The sequence below is a fragment of the Anaerotruncus sp. DFI.9.16 genome, assembly GCF_024461615.1.
Lineage (GTDB): Bacteria > Bacillota > Clostridia > Oscillospirales > Ruminococcaceae > Anaerotruncus > Anaerotruncus massiliensis.
The window spans coordinates 217,178-241,496 of the sequence record NZ_JANFZX010000001.1 but is presented as its reverse complement, the minus strand read 5'-3'; the positions used below and the strand labels follow the sequence as shown (position 1 = coordinate 241,496).

Annotated in this window: 25 protein-coding genes; all 25 read right to left on the bottom strand. The window is 64.6% G+C overall.

Annotated elements, in window-relative coordinates; all coding sequences use genetic code 11:
• Window positions 1–3: 3 nt before the first annotated feature.
• Window positions 4–591, bottom strand: coding sequence for a hypothetical protein (locus NE609_RS01195; RefSeq protein WP_147437500.1), 588 nt, complete (start codon window positions 589–591; stop codon window positions 4–6).
• Window positions 588–1,085, bottom strand: a complete 498-nt coding sequence (locus NE609_RS01190) for a stage III sporulation protein AF (RefSeq protein ID WP_256151435.1) — start codon at window positions 1,083–1,085, stop codon at window positions 588–590. Before NE609_RS01190 ends, NE609_RS01195 begins: the two co-directional genes overlap by 4 nt.
• 49 nt (window positions 1,086–1,134) lie before the next feature.
• A complete protein-coding gene (locus NE609_RS01185) occupies window positions 1,135–2,334 on the bottom strand; it encodes a stage III sporulation protein AE (protein WP_256151434.1) in 1,200 nt (399 codons plus the stop codon).
• Window positions 2,334–2,729, bottom strand: coding sequence for a SpoIIIAC/SpoIIIAD family protein (locus NE609_RS01180; protein ID WP_101550777.1), 396 nt, complete (start codon window positions 2,727–2,729; stop codon window positions 2,334–2,336). The genes NE609_RS01185 and NE609_RS01180 overlap by 1 nt, the downstream gene beginning before the upstream one ends.
• 1 nt (window position 2,730) lies before the next feature.
• Entirely contained in the window at window positions 2,731–2,928 is a 198-nt protein-coding gene (spoIIIAC, locus tag NE609_RS01175; protein ID WP_006875388.1) for a stage III sporulation protein AC, read from the bottom strand.
• A gap of 130 nt (window positions 2,929–3,058) precedes the next feature.
• Window positions 3,059–3,574, bottom strand: a complete 516-nt coding sequence (locus NE609_RS01170; protein WP_121585662.1) for a stage III sporulation protein AB — start codon at window positions 3,572–3,574, stop codon at window positions 3,059–3,061.
• Complete coding sequence (locus tag NE609_RS01165) at window positions 3,568–4,515, bottom strand: ATPase, T2SS/T4P/T4SS family (protein ID WP_121585663.1); 948 nt, start codon at window positions 4,513–4,515, stop codon at window positions 3,568–3,570. Before NE609_RS01165 ends, NE609_RS01170 begins: the two co-directional genes overlap by 7 nt.
• A 146-nt stretch (window positions 4,516–4,661) precedes the next feature.
• Window positions 4,662–5,813 carry a class I SAM-dependent RNA methyltransferase gene (locus tag NE609_RS01160; protein WP_101550783.1) on the bottom strand — a complete coding sequence of 384 codons (1,152 nt, stop codon included), beginning with the start codon at window positions 5,811–5,813 and terminating at the stop codon, window positions 4,662–4,664.
• 146 nt (window positions 5,814–5,959) lie between these two features.
• Complete coding sequence (locus NE609_RS01155) at window positions 5,960–6,658, bottom strand: hypothetical protein (RefSeq protein ID WP_256151433.1); 699 nt, start codon at window positions 6,656–6,658, stop codon at window positions 5,960–5,962.
• Between the two features lie 151 nt (window positions 6,659–6,809).
• Window positions 6,810–8,399: an NAD(P)/FAD-dependent oxidoreductase gene (locus NE609_RS01150; RefSeq protein WP_256151432.1), complete on the bottom strand. Its 1,590-nt coding sequence runs from the start codon at window positions 8,397–8,399 to the stop codon at window positions 6,810–6,812.
• 61 nt (window positions 8,400–8,460) lie between these two features.
• The gene (locus tag NE609_RS01145; RefSeq protein ID WP_256151431.1) at window positions 8,461–9,765 is read right to left on the bottom strand and encodes a YbbR-like domain-containing protein; all 1,305 of its coding nucleotides are present in this window, start codon (window positions 9,763–9,765) and stop codon (window positions 8,461–8,463) included.
• Window positions 9,755–10,645 carry a diadenylate cyclase CdaA gene (gene cdaA, locus NE609_RS01140; protein WP_242970832.1) on the bottom strand — a complete coding sequence of 297 codons (891 nt, stop codon included), beginning with the start codon at window positions 10,643–10,645 and terminating at the stop codon, window positions 9,755–9,757. The genes NE609_RS01145 and cdaA overlap by 11 nt, the downstream gene beginning before the upstream one ends.
• A 128-nt stretch (window positions 10,646–10,773) precedes the next feature.
• Window positions 10,774–11,919, bottom strand: a complete 1,146-nt coding sequence (locus NE609_RS01135) for an aminotransferase class V-fold PLP-dependent enzyme (protein WP_256151430.1) — start codon at window positions 11,917–11,919, stop codon at window positions 10,774–10,776.
• Between the two features lie 4 nt (window positions 11,920–11,923).
• A complete protein-coding gene (locus tag NE609_RS01130; protein ID WP_158595512.1) occupies window positions 11,924–12,154 on the bottom strand; it encodes a putative Se/S carrier-like protein in 231 nt (76 codons plus the stop codon).
• A gap of 162 nt (window positions 12,155–12,316) precedes the next feature.
• Window positions 12,317–12,790: a 2-C-methyl-D-erythritol 2,4-cyclodiphosphate synthase gene (ispF, locus tag NE609_RS01125; protein ID WP_256151525.1), complete on the bottom strand. Its 474-nt coding sequence runs from the start codon at window positions 12,788–12,790 to the stop codon at window positions 12,317–12,319.
• Between the two features lie 5 nt (window positions 12,791–12,795).
• Window positions 12,796–13,518: a 2-C-methyl-D-erythritol 4-phosphate cytidylyltransferase gene (gene ispD / locus NE609_RS01120; RefSeq protein WP_121585669.1), complete on the bottom strand. Its 723-nt coding sequence runs from the start codon at window positions 13,516–13,518 to the stop codon at window positions 12,796–12,798.
• 177 nt (window positions 13,519–13,695) lie between these two features.
• A complete protein-coding gene (gene pfkA / locus NE609_RS01115; protein WP_101550799.1) occupies window positions 13,696–14,685 on the bottom strand; it encodes a 6-phosphofructokinase in 990 nt (329 codons plus the stop codon).
• A 173-nt stretch (window positions 14,686–14,858) separates the two neighbouring features.
• Window positions 14,859–18,392: a DNA polymerase III subunit alpha gene (locus NE609_RS01110; protein WP_256151429.1), complete on the bottom strand. Its 3,534-nt coding sequence runs from the start codon at window positions 18,390–18,392 to the stop codon at window positions 14,859–14,861.
• A 33-nt stretch (window positions 18,393–18,425) separates the two neighbouring features.
• Window positions 18,426–18,746 carry a putative heavy metal-binding protein gene (locus NE609_RS01105; protein WP_101550803.1) on the bottom strand — a complete coding sequence of 107 codons (321 nt, stop codon included), beginning with the start codon at window positions 18,744–18,746 and terminating at the stop codon, window positions 18,426–18,428.
• A complete protein-coding gene (gene whiA, locus NE609_RS01100; protein ID WP_256151428.1) occupies window positions 18,743–19,678 on the bottom strand; it encodes a DNA-binding protein WhiA in 936 nt (311 codons plus the stop codon). Before whiA ends, NE609_RS01105 begins: the two co-directional genes overlap by 4 nt.
• Window positions 19,679–19,680: 2 nt before the next feature.
• A complete protein-coding gene (gene rapZ / locus NE609_RS01095; RefSeq protein WP_101550807.1) occupies window positions 19,681–20,547 on the bottom strand; it encodes an RNase adapter RapZ in 867 nt (288 codons plus the stop codon).
• A 33-nt stretch (window positions 20,548–20,580) separates the two neighbouring features.
• On the bottom strand, window positions 20,581–21,489 hold the full coding sequence (murB, locus tag NE609_RS01090; protein WP_101550809.1) for a UDP-N-acetylmuramate dehydrogenase: 909 nt from the start codon (window positions 21,487–21,489) through the stop codon (window positions 20,581–20,583).
• A gap of 16 nt (window positions 21,490–21,505) precedes the next feature.
• Window positions 21,506–22,465, bottom strand: a complete 960-nt coding sequence (locus NE609_RS01085) for an ROK family protein (protein ID WP_101550812.1) — start codon at window positions 22,463–22,465, stop codon at window positions 21,506–21,508.
• Between the two features lie 40 nt (window positions 22,466–22,505).
• Window positions 22,506–23,231 (bottom strand): phosphatase, encoded by a 726-nt coding sequence (locus tag NE609_RS01080; protein ID WP_256151427.1) that lies wholly within the window; start codon window positions 23,229–23,231, stop codon window positions 22,506–22,508.
• A gap of 21 nt (window positions 23,232–23,252) precedes the next feature.
• A complete protein-coding gene (gene hprK / locus NE609_RS01075; protein WP_101550816.1) occupies window positions 23,253–24,212 on the bottom strand; it encodes an HPr(Ser) kinase/phosphatase in 960 nt (319 codons plus the stop codon).
• Window positions 24,213–24,319 lie beyond the last annotated feature (107 nt).

The window sequence follows — 24,319 nt, the reverse complement described above, 5'->3', positions numbered from 1 at the left end:
GAGTCATTTGCTGAGCTTGGTGACGCACACCTTGTTGTAGGGGATTCCGAGCGCGGTGGTGACCACCTGCGTCACCCGTTCCTGCACCACCATGCTCCCCGCGCCCTCGCACACGATGACGACCCCCTGGATGGCGGGCTGCCGTTCGGTTTTGACGAGCGCCTCCTTTTTGCCGTTCCCGGCGTCGACGACGATGTATTTCTGCTCGGTGTTCTCCTGCTGGGTCTCCCGGGCCACCTCGTCGCCGTTATAGCTGTTGGTGCGGTTGACGTTCTGCGTCTCCTCCACCGCGTAGACATATTCGACGCCGCTTTCGGCCGTGACCATCACCTGGCACCGGCCCACCCCTTCGATGCTCCCCACGATCCCGGTGAGCCGCTCCTCCAGCTGCGCCACATACTCCTGCGAGGTAAGCTGTCCCGCCCCGACGCTGGGATTCGGCTTGTTGGAGCCTCCGGTCTGGATCACCGTCGAAAGGAATATCAGCGCCATGCCGGCTATCCCGACGAATAGTAGGGTGCGGCTGTGCTTTCCCTTGAAGACCGCGTCCAGCTTTTCCCGCAGTCCCGCGCCCAATCTGGTCCCATTCATGAGGTCACTCCTTTGTCGTCATATCCAATCAGTACCCTGACGCCGAGGCGTTCGGTCAATGCGGCGCGGATCTCGTTGTGCCGGGGCAGATAGCTGCGGTCGAGCTCCACCTCGCACTCACTAATAGATATGCCGCCCTGCCCGTCGTCATGTACATTTATGTAAATTTTATTGTAGCTGACGCCCATGTCCCGCAGGGCGCGCATCGCCTCCAGCCGCACGCTTTCGGTCGCGCGTTCCTGCGCGCCCTCCTCCACCGCGCTCTCAAGCCGTCCGGCCTTTTCCTCGATCTGCCGCTGGATCGATTCCGGCGGCGTGAGCTCGACCGCGGCGGACGGCAGCACGACCGGCGAAAGCAGGCACCCGAGAAAAAAGACGCCGCAGGTGATGTTGAAGACCCGCTGCATGCTGGACTTCGGCAGGATGAGCTGCGCGAGCGCGCAGGCGATCGCCGCGGCGCAGATGCCGAACGCCCACTGCCTGACACTATCCAATATACGTTCCCTCCCCGCGAAAATATGACACGTCCCCGAAAACCCCGTCCTACACCCCGGTGGACACCATCATGACGAGCGAGGTCGAAATGACGATGAGCAGCGCGAAGCAGAGGATGACCGCGATGAGGATTCCCAGCGTGGCGGAGGAGCTTTTGAGGATGCTCGCCACCGGCTTTACGCCGAGCATTTCGCTCACCGCCCCCGCGAGATTTACGGTGAAATACCACAGCACCGTCTGCAGAAAGACGGGCAGGAAGGTCATCAGCGCGATCAGGATGCCAAACACGCCGACCGTCGCCTTGAGGAGCCTCAGGTATCCCTGCGTGGCGACGAAGGCGTCGGAGAGAGCGCCGCCCACCACCGGCACAAAGCTGCCGATCAGAAATTTCGCCGCCTTGGAGGCGACCGTGTCGCTGCCCGACGCGACCATCGTCTGGAGCGAGAGCAGCCCCACGAAGAGGGTGAGCAGCAGCCCCAGCGCCCACGACACCGCCGATTTGATCGCCCCCGCGACCGCCGACACGTCGACGCCGGGCGCGAGGTTCCCGACCACGCAGAAGGCGAGGTAGACCCCCATCAGCGGCACGAAGATTCCCGCCACCACCTGCGAGACCACCTGGCAGGCCATGAAGAGGAAGGCGGTGTAGGTGGTGGCGGTGACCGCCTGCCCCCCGACTGTGACAATCGACGAAAAGATCGGGATGAACGCGAGGACGAAGTTGGAGTAGTCGCGGATGGCCGCGGCGGTCGTCGTGATGCAGTCGATGATCGGCGAGACGATCGACGCCGCCACGCACACCACCGCCACCGCCGCGAAGACGGTCGACAGCGTCCCCTCCCAGAGGGAGGTCTTGAGCCCGTCGAGCATGGCGCAGAGCAGCACCGTGCCGAGCACCGCGCCGAAGACGGTCAGCGGCAGGCGGATGCGCTCCTTCACGAGCCCCCAGATCTCCCGGAAGAACGCCTCGGGCGAGAGGGCGAGCAGCTCCTTGTAGTCGATGCCGTGCATCCCGGTGCGCTCCATCAGATCCTGCGCGTCGTCCGGCAGTTCGCCGAGCAGCTCGTCCGCGCCCACCGCGTCGAGCTCCCGGCTCAGGTCGTAATCCCCCTCCCCCGCGCCCGCGTAGCCCCACACCTCCGCCGCGTCGCCAGGCCTGTCCCAGGTGACCAGTTCCACCGCGAAGGCGGTCGTCCCGCAGAGGCCGGCCAAAAACAGCGCCGCGAAAAACCCAACAAGCCGCCGCATCATCCCGCACCCCCGATCAGGCCGCCCGCGATGCCGAGGATCTTTTCAAAGAGTGGCAAACTGACGAGCAGCACCGACAGCTTGCCCGCCGTCTCCACCTTGGAGGCGATCGCCGTCTCCCCGAGGTCACGGCAGGCGTCGCAGGCGATCTGGGTGATGAAGCAGAGCCCCAGCGCCTTGAAGAGGATCTGCACGTATTCCGCCTTGGCGCCCGTCGCCTCGAAAAGGGACCGGATCCGTTCGAAAAGCGGCAGCGCGGAGGTGATGATCATCCCCAGGATCAGCACGCCCGCCGTCAGCGAAAGCAGCAGGGAGTACTCGGGGTTTTTCTGCTTGAGCACCGTGCCGAGCGCGACCGCGACGATCGCCAGCCCGGTAATCGTCATCATATTCATGTCAGTAGAGCCCAAAGACGCTCTTGACCGTCTCGAACAGCGTGTTGATCTGCACGATGATCATCATCAGCACGACGATCAGCCCCGCAAGGGTGGTCATCATCGCCTGTTCTTCCCGCCCCGAGCGGATCAGCACCTGGTTGAGGACCGCCACAATGATCCCGATCGCCGCGATTTTAAAGATCAAATCCACATCCATAATCTTTCATCGTCCTTTCCCGCCAAACTTGTCCTTTGCATTATAGATATGCCTGTCCCTCCCGGTTCAGAACTTCTTTTTCCGGATGCTTCCCCGGCCCCGCAGGCGGCCTGTTTTCGCAGTACAATCATCAAATGAAAAAGACCACCACAAAGGCTCCCGCCAAAAGGCCCATCGTGCGGTAGAGCTTGCCGTGGGATTCGCACCGTTCCCGGGCCGCGGCCAGCTGCATGGCGAGCAGCGACTTCGCGTGGGAGAGGCTCGAGAGCTGCCCGTCGAGGTCGCACTGCCCAAGGGTGTCGGCCAGCGCCTCGACGATCGCGGCGTCCTCCCGGGTGAGGCTCCCGCCCTGCTTTGCCACCGCTTCCCGCCACGCCTGCGGAAAGGGCGTTCCCTTCCGGCAGAGGGCGGCGCAGGCGGGCAGGAAGGGCGCCTCCTGCGCCGATTCCCGCTCCTCCAGCCGCGCGACGGCCTCGTCGGGAGGCGCCAGGCTGTAGGAAAGCTCCCCCTCCATCCCCGTCAGCAGGGCGATGCAGCCCTCCAGCTCCCGTACACGGCGGGAAAGCGCCTGCGCCATCGAAATTCCGATCGAGGTGGTGCAGGCGACCACCAGCAGCATTCCGCAAACCTTCAATATCATCAGCATGGCGCCGGCACCTCCCTGATCTCCCGGATTTTCGAGGGGCTTTCCGCGCCCTCCAGCAGCACGAGCTTTTGGAACGCGCCCGTCTCCAGCAGCCGCCTGGCCTGCGGCTTGCGCAGAAATTCCTCGTAGTCGGCGGCGTGCAGCGAGGTCACGACCGCCACGCCGCTGTTGGCGGCTGCGGCCACCGCCTCCACCTCGCCGTCGGTGCAGATCTCGTCGCAGACGATCACCTGCGGGGAGAGGTAGCGCACCGCGATCTGCAGCCCCTTCGCCTTCGGGTAGCCGGAAAGCAGGTCGCAGCAGGGCCCCAGCTCGCTCTGTACGACGCCGCCCGAGGCCGCGCCGATCTCCCCGCTCTCGTCGACGACGCACACCTTAAGGTAGCCGCCCGGGGAACCGGAGGAGAGCTGGCGCGCCGTGTCGCGCAGCAGCGTCGTCTTGCCGCTGGCGGGCGGCCCGACGATGAGCACGCCGCATGGCCTGTCCCAGAAGCAGCCCCGCACGAGCGGGTCCGCCGCCCCGTAGATCTCCCGTGCGACGCGCAGGTTGATCGAGGTGATGTCCCGCACGGCGGTCACCTTCCCCTCCTCGGCCACGGCTGTCGCCGCGATGCCCGCGCGGTGTCCGCCGCGCACCGAGAGGTAGCCATCGCACAGCTCCCGCTGGTGGCTGTGCACCGCCCAGCCGCACAGCGTCACAAAGGAGTCCTGCATGTCCGCCTTAGTCAGGAGAAAGGCGTTCAGCGCGGGCCGGTCGGAGGCCCCGCCGTTTTCATCCACAAAGAGCACCTTGGCCGAAGCCATCAGCCCGAGGGGCTTACCCGTCCGCAAACGGATTTCCGTCACCTCCGCCGCGATCTGCGCGGGGACCCGCGAAAGCACCCGCCGCACCCGTTCTCCAAGGGTCGCCGCTGCGGAGAGGTAGCGCTCGTCTTCCTTCATTTCATCACGTCCTTTTCCAGTCTTCCCTCCTATCTTATTAGCCCGTCCGCTTTTTTAGAACCGGAGACCGGACAGGCGCAAAAGGGCCGCCCGCGGATTTCTCCGCGGGCGGCCTAATAAAATCCTGATTCCGTTTCGGGGGAAGGTCAGGCCTTCTCCCCGTGCCTGCTGTTAAAATACATGTAGACCTGGCATTTGATCATGCCGTTATAGAGCTTGCGGCGGCGGACCGCCTCCCGCCCGAAGACCCCCTCGAAATCGTCGTGCGGGCTGATGATGTAATAACCGAGGTCGTCACGCTGCGGGAAAACCTGTCCCATCGTGCGGCAGATCTCCTCCGCCTCGGAGGCCGCGAGCAGCCGCTCCCCGTAGGGCGGGTTGGTGATGAGGACCCCCCTGCGCCCCTCGGGAATCTCGGGCGCAAAATCCTTGATGTCCGCCTGCCGGACATGGATGCGCCCGGCGACTCCCGCCTTCGCGGCGTTTTCCCGCGTCAGGCGCACCGCCTCGGGATCGATGTCGCTGGCAAACGCCTCGAAGACCGCGTCGCGGCGCACCTGCGCCGAAGCCTCCCGGCGCACCTCGTCGAATACGCCGTTCTGGAAGCACTTCCAGCTCTGCGCCGCGAACCGCCTCCGGATGCCCGGCGCGATGTTGAGCGCCTTGAGCGCCGCTTCGATCACGATGGTGCCGGAGCCGCACATCGGGTCGTAGACGAGGGAATCCCCCCGCACCCGCGCGAGGTCGACGATGCCGGCCGCGATCGTCTCCTTGATGGGCGCCTCGTTCGCGTTGGCGCGGTAGCCGCGCTTGTGAAGCCCCGCGCCCGTCGTATCGAGCAGCAGCGTCACCGTATCCTTGAGGATGGAAAACTGCACCTGGTAGATCGCGCCCGTCTCGGCAAAAATCTCCTTGTGGTAGACGTTTTCAAACCGCCGCACAATCGCGCGCTTGATGATCGACTGGCAGTCGGACATGCTGAACAGCTTGGAATTCCGCGACCAGCCCTTCACCGGGAACTGGTCGTCCACCCCGATGAAGTCCTCCCACGGCAGCGCGGCCGTCCCGTCGAAAAGCTCGGTGAACGTCTCGGCGCGGAACTTCCCGATCACGATCCCCACCCGTTCGGCGGTGCGCAGCCAGATGTTCGCCTTGGCGACCATTGCGAGGTTCCCCTCAAAGGTCACCCGCCCGTCCGAGACGGTGATGTTTTCCCCGCCGAGCTTTTTGACCTCGAAGGAGAGCACGCTCTCAAGCCCAAAGAGGCAGGGGCAGGTAATCGTCACTTTTTTATCCATGGTGGTCCTTTCCGGCCGCGCGCCATCCATTTGCGCGGGGATTCTTTTTGCATTCTTATAAAAGGATTATAGCATAAATCCACAAAAGAAAAAAGACACATCTCGGCAGAAAGGGACGGCCCGCGAAAGCGGGCCGTCCCTGCGCTCTAAAAAAGCAGCTTCTCGTAGATCTCGGCGATATGCTCCTCCACGAACGTCCGGATTTTCTCCGGGATATCCGCGCCGCCGAACCGCAGGTCGTAATGCAGGTCGGCGTTTTTGCCGGTCAGCGCCGACAGGGTGTCGGCGGCAACCTGCGCGGGGGATTCGCCTCCCGAGAAGGAGACGGACAGGATCCGCTCCATCCCCGCCATCTTGAGCGGGAAAAACGGGCAGCCGTAACGAACGGAAAAGTCGCACAGCCGCATTCCCTCGCGGACGAACGGCTCGCTGTCCCGGTAGGGACTCAGCGCGCAGGCGAGCGCCGCCGGTTCGTTGCCGGAAAGCGACAGGACTTTGAGGTTCCACGCGTCCGAGTGCAGCGTGTCGGAATAGATCACCGTTATGCCGGTGGAGGCATCGACACAGCTGACCGCAAGGTCGCACACCGCGGGCGCGCGGAACATCCCCATTCGATCCAGCTGCCGGAGTCCCAGCTGCGGCGTCTGCGACGCCGAAAACAGGGTCATCAGCTCTTCGAGCTCCTCCGGCCCCGCCCCGCGCGACCACAGCAGCGACGGAACCGCCGCCAGCGAGGTCGCCGAGAGCATATCGACCGCAACGGAGCGCTTGAGCAGCTCGTCGGCAAAGACGTTTGCCGCCGCCGCGCCCGCGCCGCTGCCGGAAAACGCGACACCGATTTTCATGGCAGACCTCCTCAGTCAGAGATACTGCCATCCCCAGCGGCAAAACCACCGCACAGCCGGGATGACAACGTCCGCGCCCCGCCCGTGGGGCGGCGCACCGGACACTACCATTCTATGCTGTGCGGCGGCGGCTGCCACTGACCTGCCGGTCCTAATCGGACGGCCGGTATTCCGCCATGACGGCAAGCGCCGCGCGGATACCGTCCACCGCCGCGCTCATGATACCGCCCGCGTAGCCCGCGCCCTCCGCGCAGGGATAGACCCCCCCGGCCCCTGGCGCCTGGTAATCCTCCCCGCGCAGGATGCGCACGGGCGAGGAGGTCCGCGTCTCGACGCCGGTGAGCAGCGCGCCGGGCGCGTCGAAGCCGGGCAGCTTTTTCCCGAAGGCGCGCAGCCCCGTTTCGAGCATTGACGAGACGAACCCCGGCAGGAGTTCGTGAAAGTCGCAGGGCGTCACCCCGCGCGCGTAGGTCGGCTGCACCCGCGAGGCGTCGAGCCCCGCCTTCCCCATGAAAAAGTGCCCGATGTCCTGCGCGGGCGCGCGGTAGCCGCCGCCCCCGGCGGCGTAGGCGCGCCGTTCCAGCTCCCGCTGGAACGCGGCCCCGCCCAGCGGCCCGCCGCCGTAGTCGGCGGGCGTGACCGAGACGGCCACCGCCGCGTTGGCGTTCTTCCCGTCGCGCGCGTGGTAGCTCATCCCGTTGGTGACCGTCATCCCCTCCTCCGACGCGGCGGGCACGACCACGCCGCCCGGGCACATGCAGAAGGTGTAGACGCCGCGCTCCCCCACCCGGTGGGAAAGCTGATACTCTCCCGGCGGCAGCGCGGGATGTCCCGCGTGTTCGCCGTAGAGCCCCCGGTCGATCTCCGCCTGGAGGTGTTCGATCCGCACGCCGACCGAAAAGGGCTTGGCTTCCATCGCAAAACCGCGCCGCAGGAGCATCTCAAAGGTGTCCCGCGCGCTGTGTCCCGCCGCGAGCAGCAGCACGTCGGCGGGGATCTCCCCGGCAGAGGTGCGCGCGCCGCGCAGCCGTCCGCCCGTCACCACAAGGTCGGTCAGCGCGGTGTCAAACCGCACCTCCCCGCCGAGCGAGCAGATTTCCGCGCGCAGGTTTTTGACGACCTCGCGCAGACGGTCGGTACCGATGTGGGGCTTCGCCCGGTAGAGGATCTCCGCCGGCGCGCCGAACCGCACGAACTCCCGGAGCACCCAGCCGCATTTCGGGTCGCCGATGCGGGTGGTCAGCTTGCCGTCCGAGAAGGTCCCGGCGCCCCCCTCCCCGAACTGCACGTTCGTTCCGGGGTCGAGGGTCCCCTCCCTCCAGAACCGCTCGACCGCTGCGACCCGCCGGTCCATCTCCCCGCCCCGCTCGAGGATGACCGGCCGGTAGCCGTTTTGCGCGAGCAGCAGTCCGGCGAACATCCCGGCGGGGCCGAAGCCCACAACCACCGGGCGGTGTTCCAGCGTCCGCGTCCCGCGGGGGATCTCGAGCGGCTCCTCCCGCCGCAGGGAGACCCGCCGGTCGGCGCAGCGGGAGGCGGCGGCCTCCTCCTCCGCGGGGGTCCCGAGCGTGAGCGCCACGGTATGCACAAAGTGGATGTCGCCCCGCTTGCGCGCGTCGAGCGACGTTTTGACGATGCAGGCGTCCGCCGCCTGCACGCCCAGCAGCGAGGCCGCGCGGGAAAGCGCGGCCTCCGCGGGTTCCTCCAGCGAGGTCGTGATCGAATGGACGATGATCGGCATAAGTCCTCCTCCGCAAAAAACGAGGGCGTCCGGCAGGCCGGGCGCCCTCGGGATGGTTTGTCTATCGCTCCTTGATGTTGACGAGCACGGTGTAGTCGCCGCTCGCCCACGCCAGCCCCTTGCCCGGCGCGGAGATACGCACCGGCATGGTATACGGTCCGGGCGAGGAGACATCCTTGGTGGACATGTCGACCTCCGCGACCAGATCGGACCCCGAAAGCGTCGCCATCACATCCGCGTCCCCGATGATGTGCACCCCCGAAATGCTCGGGGACTCCACCGTGACGCTGTAGTTGACCGGGACGTTGGTGACCCGGATGTTGTCGCCAGGGATCGTATAGTTGCCTTCGAGCATGTCGGCGGTCTTGATCGTCACGATGACCGTGTCGACCCCCGAGAGGTTGGTGAAACCGGAGGGCAAAAAGCCCTTCACGTCAAAGGAGAAAAAGTTGCTGTCGATGGTGATCTCGTTAATGTTGATGAACCCCATGTCGAGCTGGCTGTAGGCGTCGATTAGCTCCTCCGGCCCGGCGACCAGTAAGGAGGCAACGGAGTATTCATCCTCCAGCCAGTCGATCGGGAAGCCCGACGGGACGTTCAGATATTCGACGCTGACCGGCAGTTCCTTCTGCTTGAGCACCGGGATGGTCACATCCGCCGTTTCGGCGCTCATCGTCAGCAGGCTGCTGTCGAGCTCGTTGCCCTCGGCGTCGTAGAGGACGATCTGGCCGGTGCGGGTCTTGCTGGAGGTGATCGGCGCGTCAAAACTGATCGAAACGACGCATTTGTCGATCCGCCCGACGTCGGTTTCCGGGCCCGAGATCGTGATCTCCCGCGGGCTGACCTTCGTCTGTCCGCGGACGTAGTCCTCGGGCGTCTGGAGCCCCTCGATGTCGGTGGCGACCTGGAAGGTCTTCTGCGCCTGGCGGTCCACCCGCACGCGCACGGTGGTCGGGCTGATCGCGTCGGCCTGCGCGAGGGTGAAGCCCTTGCCAAATTTATCCCCCGCGCTGTAGTTGCCCGTCTTGCCGCCCGAGAGGACGACGTCGAAGCTGCCCGGCGCGGTGATTCCGGAGAGGTCCGCGCGGATGTCCACATCCGCGGGCTTTACCGCGCCGACGACGGGGCGCGCGCCCTCGATGCGCACGTCGACCGTTTCGATCTCGCTGTCGACGATGCGCAGGTTGAGCGCGGCGAGCGCGTCCACCTGGTCGGCGGTGATGGTGACCGGAACGTTGCGGATGGTCTGAACCTTATCCGGCTCGACGTAGTAGACGATCACCAGCCAGATGATGACCGACGTCACCAGAGAAAGGATCATGAGCAGCCTCCGGTTGTCCAGGAGGCGTCCAAAGTTAAACTTCATTCGTATCTTCCCCCTCGGGGCTCTTCTTCCCCCGCTTGCGGTCAAAACGCTTGTCGGAAGGCTCGGCGGCGGCTTTTTCGGGGGTGAGCTCCGCTTCCAGATATTCCCGCAGGCGCGCGGTGGAAAGCCCCCGTTCCAGCTTGCCGTTGCGGCAGACGGTGATAAAGCCGGTCTCCTCCGACACGACCACGACGATCGCGTCGCTCATTTCGCTCATGCCGAGCGCCGCGCGGTGGCGGGTGCCCAATTCGCGGCTGATCTCCTGGTTATCGGAGAGCGGCAGAAAACAGCCCGCGGCGTGGAGCCTTCCCTCGCGGACGATCATCGCGCCGTCATGCAGCGGCGAGTTGGGGAAAAAGATGTTTCCGATCAGTTCGGGCGTGGGGTCGGCGTCGACGACCGTGCCCGTCTTGATGATGTCGCCGAGCTTGGTCTTCTGCTCGATGACGACGAGCGCGCCGATCTTCTGGCGCGAGAGGGAGGAGGCCTCCTCCACCAGGGCGTTGATGAACTTCACCCATTTGGCGCGCGTCTCCTGTTCGCTCATCCCGCCTGAAAAGACCTGCAGCTTGCCGATGCGGGAACGCCCCACCTGTTCGAGCGCGCGCCGCAGCTCCGGCTGGAAGACGATCACGAGCGCCAAGACGCCGATCTGCAAAATATTCTTTGTAATGAACTGCATGGCTTTCATCTCGAGCGCCTGCGCGAGCAGGTAGAGCAGCAGCAGCATTGCGATGCCCTTGACAAGCTGCGCGGCGCGCGTTTCGCGCACCAGCTTGATGCCCTGGTAGATCAAAAAGGCCATGACAAGGATGTCCAGCGCGTCTTTCCACTCAAACGTGCTGAACGTTCTGACAATGTTGTACCAGAGCTCGGCCATACATTCATTCCCCTTCGACGTTCGGACGATGCGGCCGGAAACCATTCCGGCCGCATAAATCCCTTTTTATATTTTATCACATATCCACAGCAAATCAATCTTTTTTTTGGCGCATGGCGCGGTTGGCTTTATTTCTCATATGCGATCTTCCGGACCGCCTGCGCGAACTGTCTTCCCTGGTCGGGCGTGTTGAAGGCGCCGACGCTCAGGCGCACCGTCCCGCCGTGGTTGGTCCCGAATTTTTTGTGCGCGAGCGGCGCGCAGTGCAGCCCGCCGCGGACCGCGAACCCCATTTCGTTGAGCTTCGCGGTCGTCTCCTCCGAGCCGAGGCCGTCGATGTTGAAGCTGAATACCGGCAGGTTTTTGCCGTGCTGGGGGGCGGGCGTGTAAAGGCGGACGCCCTTCACTCCGCAGAGCTCCTCGTAAACGCACCGGGCCACCCCGCTCTCAAACCCGGCGATCCGCTCCATTCCGCTCTGGCGGATAAAGTCGATCCCCGCGCCCATGCCGAGGATGCCCACCGTGTTGAGGGTGCCCGCCTCGAAGCGGTCGGGCATGAAATTGGGCTGTAGGTAATCGTAGGAGACGCTGCCCGTCCCGCCCTCCGCGAGCGGCCGCAGGCGCTTGCCGCACGAGGTGATGAGCAACCCGGTCCCGGTGGGACCGTAAAGCCCCTTGTGCCCGGCCGTGCAGAGGAAATTGATCTGCATCCCCTTGACGTCGATCGGCTCGATCCCGGCCGTCTGGGCGGCATCGACCGCGAAGTAGAGCCCATACTGCCGTGCGAGCTGCGCCAGCCGCGCGATCGGCAGCTTGACGCCGAACACGTTGGAGCCGTGCGTGACGATGATCGCGCGGGTGTTCGGCCGGATGCAGGAGCGGAAGGCGTTCACCGTCTCCTCGTCGTCCGAAAAGGTCTCCGCGACCGTGTAGGTGATGATCCCCTGCACCGTGAGTGCGTGGATCGGCCGCAGGACCGCGTTGTGCTCGAGGTCGGAGATGATGACGTGGTCGCCCGGCTTGAAAAGCCCCTTGACGACCGTGTTGACCGCGTATGTGCAGTTCTGGGTGAAGACGACGTCCTCCACGTCCGCCGCGCCGAAAAATTCCGCGGCCTTCGAGCGCACCTCGAACACCTGTTTGGCGGTCTCGGCCGACAGGTCGTGTCCGCTGCGCCCCGGGTTGGCGCCGTAACGCATCAGCGCCGTATCCACGGCGTCCTTGACGGAAGCGGGTTTCGGGAAGGTGGTGGCCGCGTTGTCGAAATAGATCATCCGGTCACCCTCCCCGCTGGATTTCCGAGACCTTGATCCCCGCCGCGCTCAGGATTCCGGCGGCGGCGGCCACGTCGCCGCGGATTTTGAGCCCGTACCCGCAGCCCTGTCTGCTGTTGGGCGCGGTGTTTCGCTCCACATAGGCGGAAATCCCATTCTGTTCCAAGAGCTTCTGGCCCTTCATCGCGCTGGTGACGGAACGGACCACCAGCACGGCCTGATCTATATTTGTCATAAGCATCGTTCTCCCTGCTATGAAATCATGGATGCGGACGCGCCGCATTGCCGACTGTGTATTCCCGCCTGCGCGGGCAAAAGAAAATACAGCGGTACAGTCCGCGCGTCAAAACGCGTGCAGGTACCGCTGTATCATCATATGCAGGAACGCCCCGGAAAGTCAGCGCCTCATCAGCAGGCAGACCGCGTGGGCGCTGACGCCCTCTCCGCTCCCGGTGAAGCCCATGTGCTCCTCGGTGGTGGCCTTGACGTTCACATCCTCCGCCGGGACCCCGCAGGCGTCGGCCAGCCGCCGCCGCATCTGCGGGATGTATGGCGCGAGCTTCGGGGCCTGCGCGACGACCGTCGCGTCCACGTTGCCGATCTTCCAGCCCCGCTGCTCGGCCATCGCGCGCACCCGCCCGAGCAGCGCGACCGAATCCGCGCCCTCATAGGCCGGATCGCTGTCGGGGAACTGCGCCCCGATATCTCCGAGCGCGAGCGCGCCGAGGACCGCGTCCATCACCGCGTGGGCGAGCACGTCCGCGTCCGAATGTCCGAGCAATCCCTTTTCCCAGGGGATCTCCACCCCGCCGATCACCAGCCTGCGTCCTTCCGCGAGCCGGTGCGCGTCGTAGCCGTGCCCGATTCTCATGCCGCTCATATGCGTTCCCCCTCCGCCGCCTCCACCATCGCCGTCGCGACCACGAGGTCGACCGGCGTCGTGATTTTGATGTTGTCGTAGTCCCCGCGCGCGAGATAGACCGGGTACCCCGCCGCCTCGAGCATCTGGCAGTCGTCGGTATAGTCCATCCCCGTTTCCTCCGCCTTCCGCGCCGCCAGCCGGTAGCGCTCGAGCTCGAACACCTGCGGCGTCTGCACCGCGAACAGGGTGCTGCGATCGGGCGTCGAAAGGATCCGCCTGTTTTCATCCGCGACCTTGACGGTGTCGGTCACCGGCACGGCCGCCGCCGCCGCGCCGTAGCGGACGGCGTCGATCACCGCGTCCGCGATGACCTGCTGGTTCACAAGCGGGCGCGCGCCGTCGTGGACCGCCACGTACTGCGTCTCGTACCCGACGGCCTCGACGCCGTTTTGGACCGACTGCTGGCGGGTCTGGCCGCCGGCGACCACCGAACGCACCTTCGGGACCCCCCAGGCGCGGATCAGGGCGTGCATCGTCGGGATATCCTGCGCGCGGGCGACCACGATGATTTCGTCGATCCAGTCGCTGTCGGAAAAGGCGAGCATTGTGCGCACGACGACCGGGACCCCGCAGATCTCCTCAAACTGCTTGTCGATCCCCTGCATGCGCGAGGCCGCCCCCGCCGCGGCGATGACCGCCGCAACGCGGGGCTTTTCCAGTTTCCGGTTAAAGAGCATGTCCGCCACCCCCTTTTTTCATAATAGCGCCCGGGGAAGAAAAATTTGCGCGAATTTTGATACGCCCGCGCGCCCCTCCCGGCGGCGGGGCCAATCCTGTCCTATTATAGCAAATCCGCGCGCGGAAAAAAAGGCCCCCGGAAGCGCAGGCGCTTCCAGGGGCCTTTTTCTTTCAGATCAGATGCTGATCGCGTCCGCGATGTCGTAGAGGTGGCGGTTGAATTCCTTCTTCATGCTGAGGGCCTCGAGGATTTCGTAGTCGACGATCTTGTTCTCGTGGCAGACGACCACGCGGTTGCCGATGCCCTTTTCAAGCAGCTCGACCGCATGGTAGCCCATCTCGCTGGCGAGCACGCGCTCGCGGGCGGTCGGGGCGCCGCCGCGCTGCACATGGCCAAGCACCGTGGCGCGGGACTCGACGCCGGTGCGCGCCTCAATCTCCTCGGCGATGTCGTGGACCGTACCGACGCCGTCCGAGCTGGTCACGCCCTCGGCGACGATGACGATGAAGTGCTTCTTGCCGGTGCGCAGGGTGCGCTGCATCTTCTCGACGATCGCGTCGATCGAGAAGGGCACCTCGGGCACCAGGATGGAAACCGCGCCGCAGGCGATGCCGGCGTGCAGGGCGATGTCGCCGCAGCGGCGGCCCATGACCTCGACGATCGAGCAGCGGTCGTGGGATTGGGAGGTGTCGCGCAGCTTATCGACCATGTCCATGACGGTGTTGACCGCCGTGTCGAAGCCGATCGTATAGTCGCTCGAAGCGATGTCGTTGTCGATCGTGCCGGGCAGGCCGATGCAGGGGATCCCCTTGAGGGAGAGGTCGCGCGCGCCGCGGAAGGAGCCGTCGCCGCCGATGACGACCAGCCCGTCGATGCCCGCCTGGAGGCAGGCCTCCTTGCCGCGCTCCACGCCCTTGTCGTCGCGGAACTCGGGGCAGCGCGCCGAATAGAGCATCGTTCCGCCGCGGTGGAGCGTGTCGCTGACGCTGCGCAGGTTCATCTCAAACATATCGTGGGCAAGCAGCCCGCTGTAGCCGCGGCGGATGCCGATCACCCGCATGTTCTTATGAAGGGCGGCCCTGACGACGGCGCGGATCGCCGAGTTCATGCCGGGGGCGTCACCGCCGCTGGTCAATACGCCAATCGCTTTCTGCTTGTTTTCCATATCCTCGCATCCTCCGTCTGCGGAAAATCCGCGTTCTAATCTTACTTATGCCCGATTATCGGCATTTTACCGAAATAATTATAGAAGATTCGTCCCTTTTGTGCAAGCGATTTGATTCAACCTGATTAATTTTTATCATAGTACTGGATAATTTCAAAGAAAACCCGTGAAATTTATTGTTTATATACGACGTTTTCCGCGCCGAGCAGCTTCTTGAGCTCCCGCTCGAGCACAGGGTTGTAATCTACCCAGAGAGCGTGCGCGGCCACGTTGTATTTCCCCGTGTCCTTGAAATAGAAGTATACGGCATCCCGGCCGGTCCCGCCGTTTTCGGGCGAAAAGATCGAAAGCAGGTTTTTCACCCGGTCGTAGACGGGCGCCGACGCGCTGTCGATGCGCAGGTAGGCCCCGGCGTTTTTGCTGCGGGGCGCGGCGGGCCGTGCGGGCGCCTGCGGCGCCCGTTCGCGGCGCGGCGCGCCGGAATAGCGGCCCGCCCCCGCGGGCGAACCCTCGGGCAGCGGCTCGCCGGGCGAGGCGGCGGCCTCGCAGATCAGCTTGGCGTCCTCCTCCTCGCGCATCGACACCCTGCCGCGCACGATGACGACGCTGCCCTCCGCGAGCTTGTGGGAATACTGCGTGAGCACCTTCGGGAACACCAGCATCTCGATGCTGCCGCTCGTGTCCTCGAGCATGACGAACGCCATCATCTCCCCGCCGCGGGTCGATTTGAGCCGCTTGGAGGAGACGATCGCCGCCACGCGCACCGACGCGCCGTCGGCGATATGGCTCCCCCGCTCCTCGGCGTTCGAAATGTCGGCGATCAGCGTGCAGTGCTCCTGCTCGATCATCTCGGCAAAGCGCGCCATCGGATGGCCGCTGATATAGAGCCCCGTCGTCTCCTTCTCCATCGCGAGCAGCTCGGAGGGCTCGTATTCCTCCACATGCGGAAGCTGGTGGGCGGATTTGATCCCCACGTCGGGGTTGTCGAAGAGGTTGATCTGGCCGGAAATGTTGCGCTTGGCGGCCGCGTCGATGTCGTCGAGGATCGCCTCAAGGCCCTCCAGCATGCTGTGGCGGTTCTTGCAGGCGCAGTCGAGCGCGCCTGATTTGATGAGGCTTTCGACCGCGCGCTTGTTCGTCTCCTTGCCGTACATCCGCTCGCAGAAGTCGGAGAAGTCGAGGAAGGGGCCGTTCTCCTCCCGCTCGGCGATGAGCTCGCGGATGCAGCCCCGGCCGATGTTCTTGACCGCGAGCAGGCCGAAACGGATCGCGTCCCCGCTCACCGTGAAGCCCTCGCCGCTGATGTTGACGTCGGGGGGCAGCACCTTGATGCCCATGCGGCCGCACTCGCCGATATACTCGATGACCTTGTCGGTGTTGTCGAGCACGCTCGTAAGCAGCGCCGCCATGAACTCGCGCGGATAGTGGCATTTAAGGTAGGCCGTCTGGTAGGAGACGAAGGCGTAGGCCGCCGCGTGGGATTTGTTGAAGGCGTAGGAGGCGAACGAGCTCATCTCGTCGAAGATCTCGTTCGCGGTCTGGCGGGGCACGCCGTTGGCCTGCGCGCCCTCCACGAAGACCTCCCGCTCCTTCTCCATCACATCGTGCTTCTTCTTGGACATCGCGCGGCGCACGAGGTCGGCGCGCCCGTAGGAGTAGCCGCCGAGCGCGCGGCAGATCTGCATGACCTGCTCCTGGTAGACGATGCACCCGTAGGTCACGTCGAGAATCGGCTTGAGGAGCGGGTGCTTGTAGGTGACGAGCCCGGGGTTGTGGCGGTTGCGGATGTAGGTGGGGATCGACTCCATCGGCCCGGGGCGGTAGAGGGAGATGACCGCGATCAAATCCTCGATCGACTCGGGGCCGAGCTGGGCGATCACGTTGCGCATGCCCGCGGACTCGAACTGGAAGACGCCGACGCACTGCCCCTTGGTGAGCATCGCGAAGGTGTCGGGATCGTCGAGCGGGATGCTGTCCGCGCGAAAGCCGGGACTGCGTTTGGCGGCCTCCTTCTCGGCGTAGCTGATGACCGTCAGCGTGCGAAGGCCGAGGAAGTCCATCTTGAGCAGCCCGAGCTCCTCGAGGGTCGTCATCGTGAACTGGGTGACCGGCATCGTCTCCTCCGCCTTGTAGAGCGGCACGTAGCTGTCCACCGGGTCGCGGGTGATGACAACGCCCGCCGCGTGGGTCGAGGCGTGGCGGGGCATCCCCTCGATCTTGCGCGCCATGTCGAGCAGCTCTGCGACCTTGGGGTCGCTCTCGCGCATCTGCTTGAGGTCCGCCGAGACCGAAAGCGCCCGGTCGAGCGTCATCTTCAGCTCGTTCGGCACGAGCTTGGCGATCGCGTCCACCTGCTGGTAGGGGACGCCGAGCACCCGCCCCACGTCGCGGATGGCCGCGCGCGCGGCCATCGTCCCGAAGGTGATGATCTGCGCGACATGGTCCGCGCCGTACTTGCGCACGACGTAGTCGATGACCTCCTGCCGCCGCTCGTAACAGAAATCGATGTCGAAGTCGGGCATACTGACCCGCTCGGGGTTCAAAAACCGCTCGAAGAGCAGGTTGTAGCGGATGGGATCGATGCCGGTGATGCCGATGCAGTAGGCGGCGAGGCTTCCCGCGCCCGAACCGCGCCCCGGCCCCACCGGGATGCCGACCGATTTTGCGTAGTTGATGAAGTCGAAGACGATGAGGTAGTAGTCGACGTACCCCATCTTGATGATCACGTCCAGCTCGTACTCCAGCCGTTCCGCGACGGCCGGTTCGGGCTGATCGCCGTAGTGGCGGCGCAGGCCCTCGTAGCAGAGGCGCTTGAAGTAGGAGAGGTTGTCCTCCCCGCCCGGCGCGACAAAGAGCGGGAGCTTGGTATTGCCGAACTCGAACTCGACGTTGCACATCTCCGCAATTTTGAGGGTGTTGTCGAGCGCGCCGGGGTAGTTCTGGAAGAGCGCGGCCATCTCGTCACGGCTCTTGACGTAGAATTCCTCCGTCTCAAATTCGAGGTCGCCCGGCTCGTCCACCGTGGTGTTCGTCTGGATGCAGATCAGCACGCTCTGCATCCTGGCGTCCGCCCTCTCGATGTAGTGGGCGTCGTTGGTGGCGACGAGGCCGATGCCCGTCTCCTTGGAGAGCCGCAGCAGGTCGGGCAGAATCTGCTCCTGAAGCCGGATGCCGTGGTTCTGGATCTCGATGTAATAGTTTCCCTCGCCGAAGACGTTTTGGTACCAGAGCGCCGTCTCCTTCGCGCGGTCGTAATCCCCCGCGGCGAGCATCCGGGGGATCTCCCCCGCGAGGCAGGCCGACAGACAGACGAGCCCCTCGTGATACTCCTCGAGCAGGTCGTGATCGACGCGCGGCTTGGAGTAGAAGCCCTCGACGAACCCGGCGGACACCATCTTGATCAGGTTCTGGTAGCCGGTGTTATTTTTGCAGAGCAGCACAAGATGGTAGGGGGAGGAATCGACCTTGTGCTGCTTATCGAAGCGGGTGCGCGGCGCGACATAGACCTCGCACCCGATGATCGGCTTGACCCCCGCCTTTTTGGCGGCCTTGTAAAAGTCGATCGCGCCGAACATCACGCCGTGGTCGGTGATCGCCACGGACGACTGCCCGAGCGCCTTGACCCGCTCGACCAGCCGCTCGATCCGGCAGGCGCCGTCGAGCAGGCTGTATTCGGTATGTACGTGCAGATGCGCAAAATCGGCCATTTCCGTTCCCCCTTTGCCCGTTTCTCTTACGCCCTATCCAAGCCGCACGGCCGTGCCCGACACGGTCACCATGAGCATGCCGTTGTTCGCGCCGAGCACCTCGTAATCCACGTCGATCCCGACGACCGCGTCGGCTCCGAGCGCCCGCGCGCGCTCCTCCAGCTCCCGCATCGCTTCCTCGCGCGCCCGGAGCAGCTCCTCCTCATAGGTACCGGATCGGCCGCCAAAGAAATTGGAGAGCCCGGCGGTGAAGTCCTTGATGAAATCGACGCCCGCGATCACCTCGCCGAACACGACGCCTTGATATTCCGTGATATGCTTCCCTTCCACTGAAGGGGTCGTCGTCAGAATCATGCCTGTTCCTCCCTGTGCTCTTTCCTTCGAAGCTCCGCGGCGTATTCGGATATCCGCCGCAGGCGGTGGTTGACGCCCGACCGGGAGATCGGGCTCGTAAGCGCCTTGCCCAGCTCCCGCAGGGACATGTCCGGATTTTGCAGCCGCAGCCGCGCGAGCTCCCGCAGCTCCTCGTCGAGCGAACCGATGCCTCCCGACGCTTCGATCAGCCGGATGTCCTCGATCTGGGAGAGCGCCGCGTTGACCGTCTTGGAGATGTTGGCCGTCTCGCAGTTGGTGGCGCGGTTGACCCGGTTGCGCAGCTCCTTGACGATCTTGACCTCCATCAATTCGAGCGACGACTTGGGCGCGCCGAGGTAGGTCAGCAGGTCCTCGATGTTTTCGCTCTCCTTGTAGTAGAGCAGGTAGTCGTTGCGGCGCACCGTCCGCTTGGGCGGCGCGAGATATTCCGCGAGCAGCGCCGCAAGGTCGTCCGCGAGCGGCTGGTGCTGGGTCGCGAATTCGACGCGGTAGCCCTTTTCCGGGTCGGACACCGCACCGCACGCCAGAAACGCCCCGCTCAAAAAGGCGGCGGCCTCCTCCTCGGGGACATGCGCGAAGTCGACGCGGCGGGGGTCCTCCCCCGCCCTGCACCCGAAACGGGAGAGCACGGCGACCCGGTCGGAGAGGCTGTCCACCGTCACGAGGTAGACGCTCCGGCGGTCCTTGCGCTTGACCTCCCGCAGGGTGATGCTCCCGCCGAGGCCCACCAGGTCGGAGATGCTGTCCGCGTAGAGCCGCGCGACGAATTTGTGCTCGGTGTGCAGCGAGATCTCCTCTGGCCCGAACGCGCGTCCGAACAGCAAAAGGCCGTAGGCGAGCGCCCACCTGCGGCGCTGGCGAAACGGCCTGTTATTGCAGATTTCACTTTTGATGCGGTAGGCGAACGACATGGCTACTCCTTGCGCTTGGCGATATCCCGGTGGGTCACGGTGCTGCGCACCTTCTGTTCCTGCATGTGCTCCTCCAGAAGCTGTGCGAAGACCACCGAGCGGTGCTTCCCGCCCGTGCAGCCGACCGCGATGGTCAGCTGGGTCTTCCCCTCGTCCCGGTAGAGAGGAAGCAGGTAGTCGACGAGGTCGAACAGCTTGGGGATCAGCTTCTGCGCCTGCTCCCATTTGAGGACGTACTCCCGTACCGGCGCATCGAGGCCGGTCAGGCTCTTGAGTTCGGGCACGTAGAAGGGGTTCGGCAGGCAGCGCACGTCAAAGACAAGGTCCGCCTCCTTGGGCAGGCCGTATTTGAAGCCGAAGGACATGCAGTTGACGAGCATCGCCTGGTTTTTGTCGTCGAGGAAGATGCCGACCACCTTTTCCCGCAGCTGGTTGACCGAGAGGTAGGTGGTGTCGATCACATAGTCGGCGCACTCCCGCAGCCGGGAGAGCAGCCGCCGTTCCTCCGCGATGGCCTCCTCGATCGAGGTGTTTTCGTCGTCCATCAGCGGGTGGGTGCGGCGGGTCTCCTTATACCGCTGGATGAGCGTCGCGTCCTCGCAGTCGAGGAAGAGGGTCTGAAACCCGCTCGACGCCTCCAGAAACTCCTCGATCCCCTCGAAGATGTCCCCGAAAATTTCCCGGCTGCGCGCGTCGATGACGAGCGCGACCTTATCCACCTTATCCTCCGCCTGGAGGCACAGGTCGGTGAAGGATTTGACCATCTTGGGCGGGAGGTTGTCGACGCAGTAGTAGCCGATATCCTCCATCGCCGCGATCGCGCGGGATTTTCCCGAACCGGACATGCCGGTGATGATTACAAATTCCATAGGCTTCCTTTTCCGCCCGCCTGGCGGGCGCTCTCAGAGCAGTTTGATTTCACATTCGAGGGTATAGCCGGTCTTCTCCAGCACTTCCTTTTGGACCAGTTCGACGAGCGCGAGCACGTCGCGGCAGGTGGCGTTGTCGTAGTTGATGACGAAGCCCGCGTGCTTTTCGCTGACCATCGCGCCGCCCACCCGGCGGCCCTTGAGCCCGCACCGGTCGATGAGCGCCGACGCGTAGGAGCCGGCCGGACGCTTGAAGGTGCTGCCGCCGCTCGGGTATTCGAGCGGCTGCTTCTGCTTCCGGCGCTCCATGAGATCGTCCATTTTGGCACGGATGGCGGCGGGGTCGCCCTTTTGGAGCCGGAAAGCCGCGCCGGTGATGAGATGCCCGGGACGGCCGGTAAACCAGCTGTGCCGGTAGGAGAGCTCCAGCTCCGCGGCGCCGAGGACGCGTTCCCCGCCCTCCGGCGTGAGACAGCGGACGCTTTCAAGCACATCCTTCATCTCGCCGCCGTAGGCGCCCGCGTTCATATAGACCGCGCCGCCCACGCTGCCGGGGATGCCGTAGGCGAATTCCAGCCCCGACAGCCCCCGCTGCCACGCGAAGACGCAGAGCGCCGTCAGGCTCGCGCCCGCGGGGCAGAAGATCGTCTCCGGGCCTTGCATCCCGGGCTTCGCGGCCTGCTCGTCGAAGGAGAGCACCGCGCCCCGGATCCCCTCGTCCGAGACGAGCAGGTCGGATCCCCTGCCGATGATCGTGAGCGCAACGCCCAGCTCCCCCGCCCGCCGCATAACCTTCGCGGCCGTCTCAGCGTCCGCCGGGCGGACCAGCAGGTCGGCCGGCCCCCCGATTTTAAACGACGTGTGCCTGGACATCGGTTCGTCCGCATGGCAGGCGCACCCGATCGATTCGCAGTACGCCCGCAGCTCGTGTATCCCGCTCATGAAGCCTCCTGGAAAATCATTTGTATTGTTTGCCGAGCAGCGCCGCGCCGATGATGCCCGCGTCGTTGCCGAGCTTCGCCTTGATGATCTGCGAACAGTTGTTGGGGTCGTGGTTGAAGGTCTGCGGATAGGCGCGCTCCCGCATCGGGCCGAAGAGGGTCTCTCCCTCCTTGCTGATGCCGCCGCCGATGACAACCGCCTGCGGCTGGAAAAGGTTGATGATGCCGCTGACCGCGTAGGCGAGGTAGTCGATATACTGGTCTACGACCGCCTTGCCCGCCTCGTCGCCCGCGCGCATCGCGTCGAACGCGGTGCGGCCGCTCACCTTGTCGAGGCTGCCCTCCGCGAGCTCCCACATCTTGGATTTCGCGTTGAGCTGCATGGACTCGCGGGTGATGCGGATGAGCCCCGTCACCGCGCAGTAGGACTCGATGCAGCCGCGCCGGCCGCAGGTGCAGGGCACGCCCTGGTAGACCATGCCGATGTGCCCGAGCTCCGCGCCCTTGTAATTGAATCCCGACTGGATTTTTCCGTCGATGATGATGCCGCCGCCCACGCCGGTGCCCAGCGTGATCAGGATGACCGAGTCGAGCCCCTTGGCCGCGCCGGCCATCAGTTCTCCGTAAGCGGCGGCGTTGGCGTCGTTTTCGACATAGACCTTCTTGCCGAGCCGTTCCGCGACGAGCATCCCCAGCGGGGTGTCGTGGAAGCCGAGGTTCGCCGCAAGTCCCACCATGCCCGTTTCGGGGTTCACGGTGCCGGGCGTCCCGACGCCCACCCACGCGACCTCGTCGAAGGTGACGCCCGCGTTTTCGACCGCCCGGCGCGCGGTCGCCGCCATGTCGTCCGCGATCTCCTCCGCCGGATGGAACGCCTTGGTCTTTTCATTGGCACGGCCGACGATCCGGTAGTCCTCATCCACCACGCCGACGGCGATGTTGGTGCCGCCGAGATCGATTCCCACGTAATAACTCATCGTATGCTCTCCCTTTCCTCTTGATGTCCTCCTGGTGGCTTTATATCAGCGGACGCCCGCTCTTTTCCCGCGCGAGCGCCAGAAAACGCCCGTAGTCGGCGTTCATAACAAGCTCCTCCGGGAAGCCGATCTCCTCCAGCATCTCGACGGCCGCGCCGACGTTGCCGATCTGGGTGAAAAAGTGCGCGTCCGAGCTGCACACCACCCGCACCCCGTATTTTTTGCAGCTCTCCGCGATCCTGCGGCAATTTTCCGCCGAACCGGGCCTGCATTCAAAGGAGTGGGCGTTGATTTCGACGATCTTTCCGTTCTCGGCGAACGCCTTTACAACAGCGTCCACGTCGAAGCGGTAGCGCTCGTCCCCCGCGTGGCCGATCACGTCGACGAGGGGATTCTTCGCGACCGCGAGCCAGCCGGCGGTGTGCTCCTCCTCGGTGGCGGGCGCGAGGCAGTTGATGTGGTAGGAGGCGATCACCCAGTCGAGCCGCGCGAGCTTGCGGTCGGGCAGGTCGAGGCCCCCCTCGTAATCGATGATGTTCGTCTCCGCGCCCTTGAGGACGACGATCCCCTCCATCAGGTCGGGAATCACGTTGGGCAGGTTGCTGAAAAACATCCCGCCCGGCGCGCCCTCCATCGCCGGGCAGTGCTCGGTGACGCAGAGAAATCGGATCCCGCTGCGCGCGGCGTACTGCACGTTCTCATAGATGGTGCTGAACGCGTGGTCGCACGCAACGGTGTGGCTGTGGGTTTCCGCGATGATCTGCATGCAGTCAGGTTCCTTTCCGGATTAGAAATCTCCCCAGTCGGTGGGGTTGCCGCCGTCCGGCTCGACCATGCCGAGCTTTTCGAGCAGCTCCTGGGCGGCGTTGTAGCCCATGCGCTTTTGGCGGTTGTTCATTGCCGCGACTTCGATGATGATGGCGAGGTTGCGCCCCGGCTTCACCGGGATGGTCAGCGACGGGATCTGCACGCCGAGCACCTCGGTGTATTCGTCGTTCATGCCCATCCGGTCGTACACCTTGGCGGCGTCCCACTGTTCGAGCTGAACGATCATGTTGATCTTCTCGGTCATCTTGACCGCGCCGATGCCGAAGAGGCGGCGGGCGTTGATGATGCCCACGCCGCGCAGCTCCATGAAGTGGCGGATATTTTCGGGCGAGGAGCCGACGAGGCTCTTGGCGGAGACGCGCCGGATCTCCACCGCGTCGTCCGCGATGAGGCGGTGGCCGCGCTTGACGAGCTCGATGGCCGTCTCGCTCTTGCCGACGCCGCTCTCCCCGAGCAGCAGGATGCCCTCGCCGTAGACCTCGACAAGCACGCCGTGACGGGTGACGCGGGGGGCGAGCTCGACGTTGAGCTCCCCGATGAGCCCCGCCATGAAGGCGGAGGTGCCGTCGGCGGTGCGCAGCAGCGGGACCTTGTATTTCTGCGCGGCGGAACGCATCCGGTCGGTCACCTCGATGTTCCGGGTGATGACGACCGCGGAGGGCTGGCTCGCAAAGTAGTCGTCCACGCGGCGGGTGCGCTCCTCCTCGTCGAACTGGTCGAGGAAGGCAAACTCGCTCTTTCCGAGGATCTGCATCCGCTGGTGGTCGAAATAATCAAAAAAGCCGGACAGCTGCAGCCCCGGCCGGTTGACCTCGGGCGTGGAGATGGAGATCCCGGCGGCGTCTTCGGGAAGGTAGACCACCTCAAGGTTAAAATCCCTGATCAGCTTTTGGAGGGGCACAATAAATTTTGTCGCCACATGAGCACCTTCTTTATTCGTTTTCCGTCGATATTCCTCTAGCTATTATACATGATGGAGGCGCATCTTTCAAACCCTATTTTGGGCAAAAATGTATTTCCAAATGC

What these genes read in the sequence shown, in the direction of transcription:
- NE609_RS01195 (WP_147437500.1), bottom strand. Translation starts at nt 591, where the DNA reads ATGAATGGGACCAGATTGGGCGCGGGACTGCGGGAAAAGCTGGACGCG.
- NE609_RS01185 (WP_256151434.1), bottom strand. Translation starts at nt 2,334, where the DNA reads ATGCGGCGGCTTGTTGGGTTTTTCGCGGCGCTGTTTTTGGCCGGCCTC.
- NE609_RS01180 (WP_101550777.1), bottom strand. Translation starts at nt 2,729, where the DNA reads ATGAATATGATGACGATTACCGGGCTGGCGATCGTCGCGGTCGCGCTC.
- spoIIIAC (WP_006875388.1), bottom strand. Translation starts at nt 2,928, where the DNA reads ATGGATGTGGATTTGATCTTTAAAATCGCGGCGATCGGGATCATTGTG.
- NE609_RS01170 (WP_121585662.1), bottom strand. Translation starts at nt 3,574, where the DNA reads ATGCTGATGATATTGAAGGTTTGCGGAATGCTGCTGGTGGTCGCCTGC.
- NE609_RS01165 (WP_121585663.1), bottom strand. Translation starts at nt 4,515, where the DNA reads ATGAAGGAAGACGAGCGCTACCTCTCCGCAGCGGCGACCCTTGGAGAA.
- NE609_RS01160 (WP_101550783.1), bottom strand. Translation starts at nt 5,813, where the DNA reads ATGGATAAAAAAGTGACGATTACCTGCCCCTGCCTCTTTGGGCTTGAG.
- NE609_RS01155 (WP_256151433.1), bottom strand. Translation starts at nt 6,658, where the DNA reads ATGAAAATCGGTGTCGCGTTTTCCGGCAGCGGCGCGGGCGCGGCGGCG.
- NE609_RS01150 (WP_256151432.1), bottom strand. Translation starts at nt 8,399, where the DNA reads ATGCCGATCATCGTCCATTCGATCACGACCTCGCTGGAGGAACCCGCG.
- NE609_RS01145 (WP_256151431.1), bottom strand. Translation starts at nt 9,765, where the DNA reads ATGAAGTTTAACTTTGGACGCCTCCTGGACAACCGGAGGCTGCTCATG.
- cdaA (WP_242970832.1), bottom strand. Translation starts at nt 10,645, where the DNA reads ATGGCCGAGCTCTGGTACAACATTGTCAGAACGTTCAGCACGTTTGAG.
- NE609_RS01135 (WP_256151430.1), bottom strand. Translation starts at nt 11,919, where the DNA reads ATGATCTATTTCGACAACGCGGCCACCACCTTCCCGAAACCCGCTTCC.
- NE609_RS01130 (WP_158595512.1), bottom strand. Translation starts at nt 12,154, where the DNA reads ATGACAAATATAGATCAGGCCGTGCTGGTGGTCCGTTCCGTCACCAGC.
- ispF (WP_256151525.1), bottom strand. Translation starts at nt 12,790, where the DNA reads ATGAGAATCGGGCACGGCTACGACGCGCACCGGCTCGCGGAAGGACGC.
- ispD (WP_121585669.1), bottom strand. Translation starts at nt 13,518, where the DNA reads ATGCTCTTTAACCGGAAACTGGAAAAGCCCCGCGTTGCGGCGGTCATC.
- pfkA (WP_101550799.1), bottom strand. Translation starts at nt 14,685, where the DNA reads ATGGAAAACAAGCAGAAAGCGATTGGCGTATTGACCAGCGGCGGTGAC.
- NE609_RS01110 (WP_256151429.1), bottom strand. Translation starts at nt 18,392, where the DNA reads ATGGCCGATTTTGCGCATCTGCACGTACATACCGAATACAGCCTGCTC.
- NE609_RS01105 (WP_101550803.1), bottom strand. Translation starts at nt 18,746, where the DNA reads ATGATTCTGACGACGACCCCTTCAGTGGAAGGGAAGCATATCACGGAA.
- whiA (WP_256151428.1), bottom strand. Translation starts at nt 19,678, where the DNA reads ATGTCGTTCGCCTACCGCATCAAAAGTGAAATCTGCAATAACAGGCCG.
- rapZ (WP_101550807.1), bottom strand. Translation starts at nt 20,547, where the DNA reads ATGGAATTTGTAATCATCACCGGCATGTCCGGTTCGGGAAAATCCCGC.
- murB (WP_101550809.1), bottom strand. Translation starts at nt 21,489, where the DNA reads ATGAGCGGGATACACGAGCTGCGGGCGTACTGCGAATCGATCGGGTGC.
- NE609_RS01085 (WP_101550812.1), bottom strand. Translation starts at nt 22,465, where the DNA reads ATGAGTTATTACGTGGGAATCGATCTCGGCGGCACCAACATCGCCGTC.
- NE609_RS01080 (WP_256151427.1), bottom strand. Translation starts at nt 23,231, where the DNA reads ATGCAGATCATCGCGGAAACCCACAGCCACACCGTTGCGTGCGACCAC.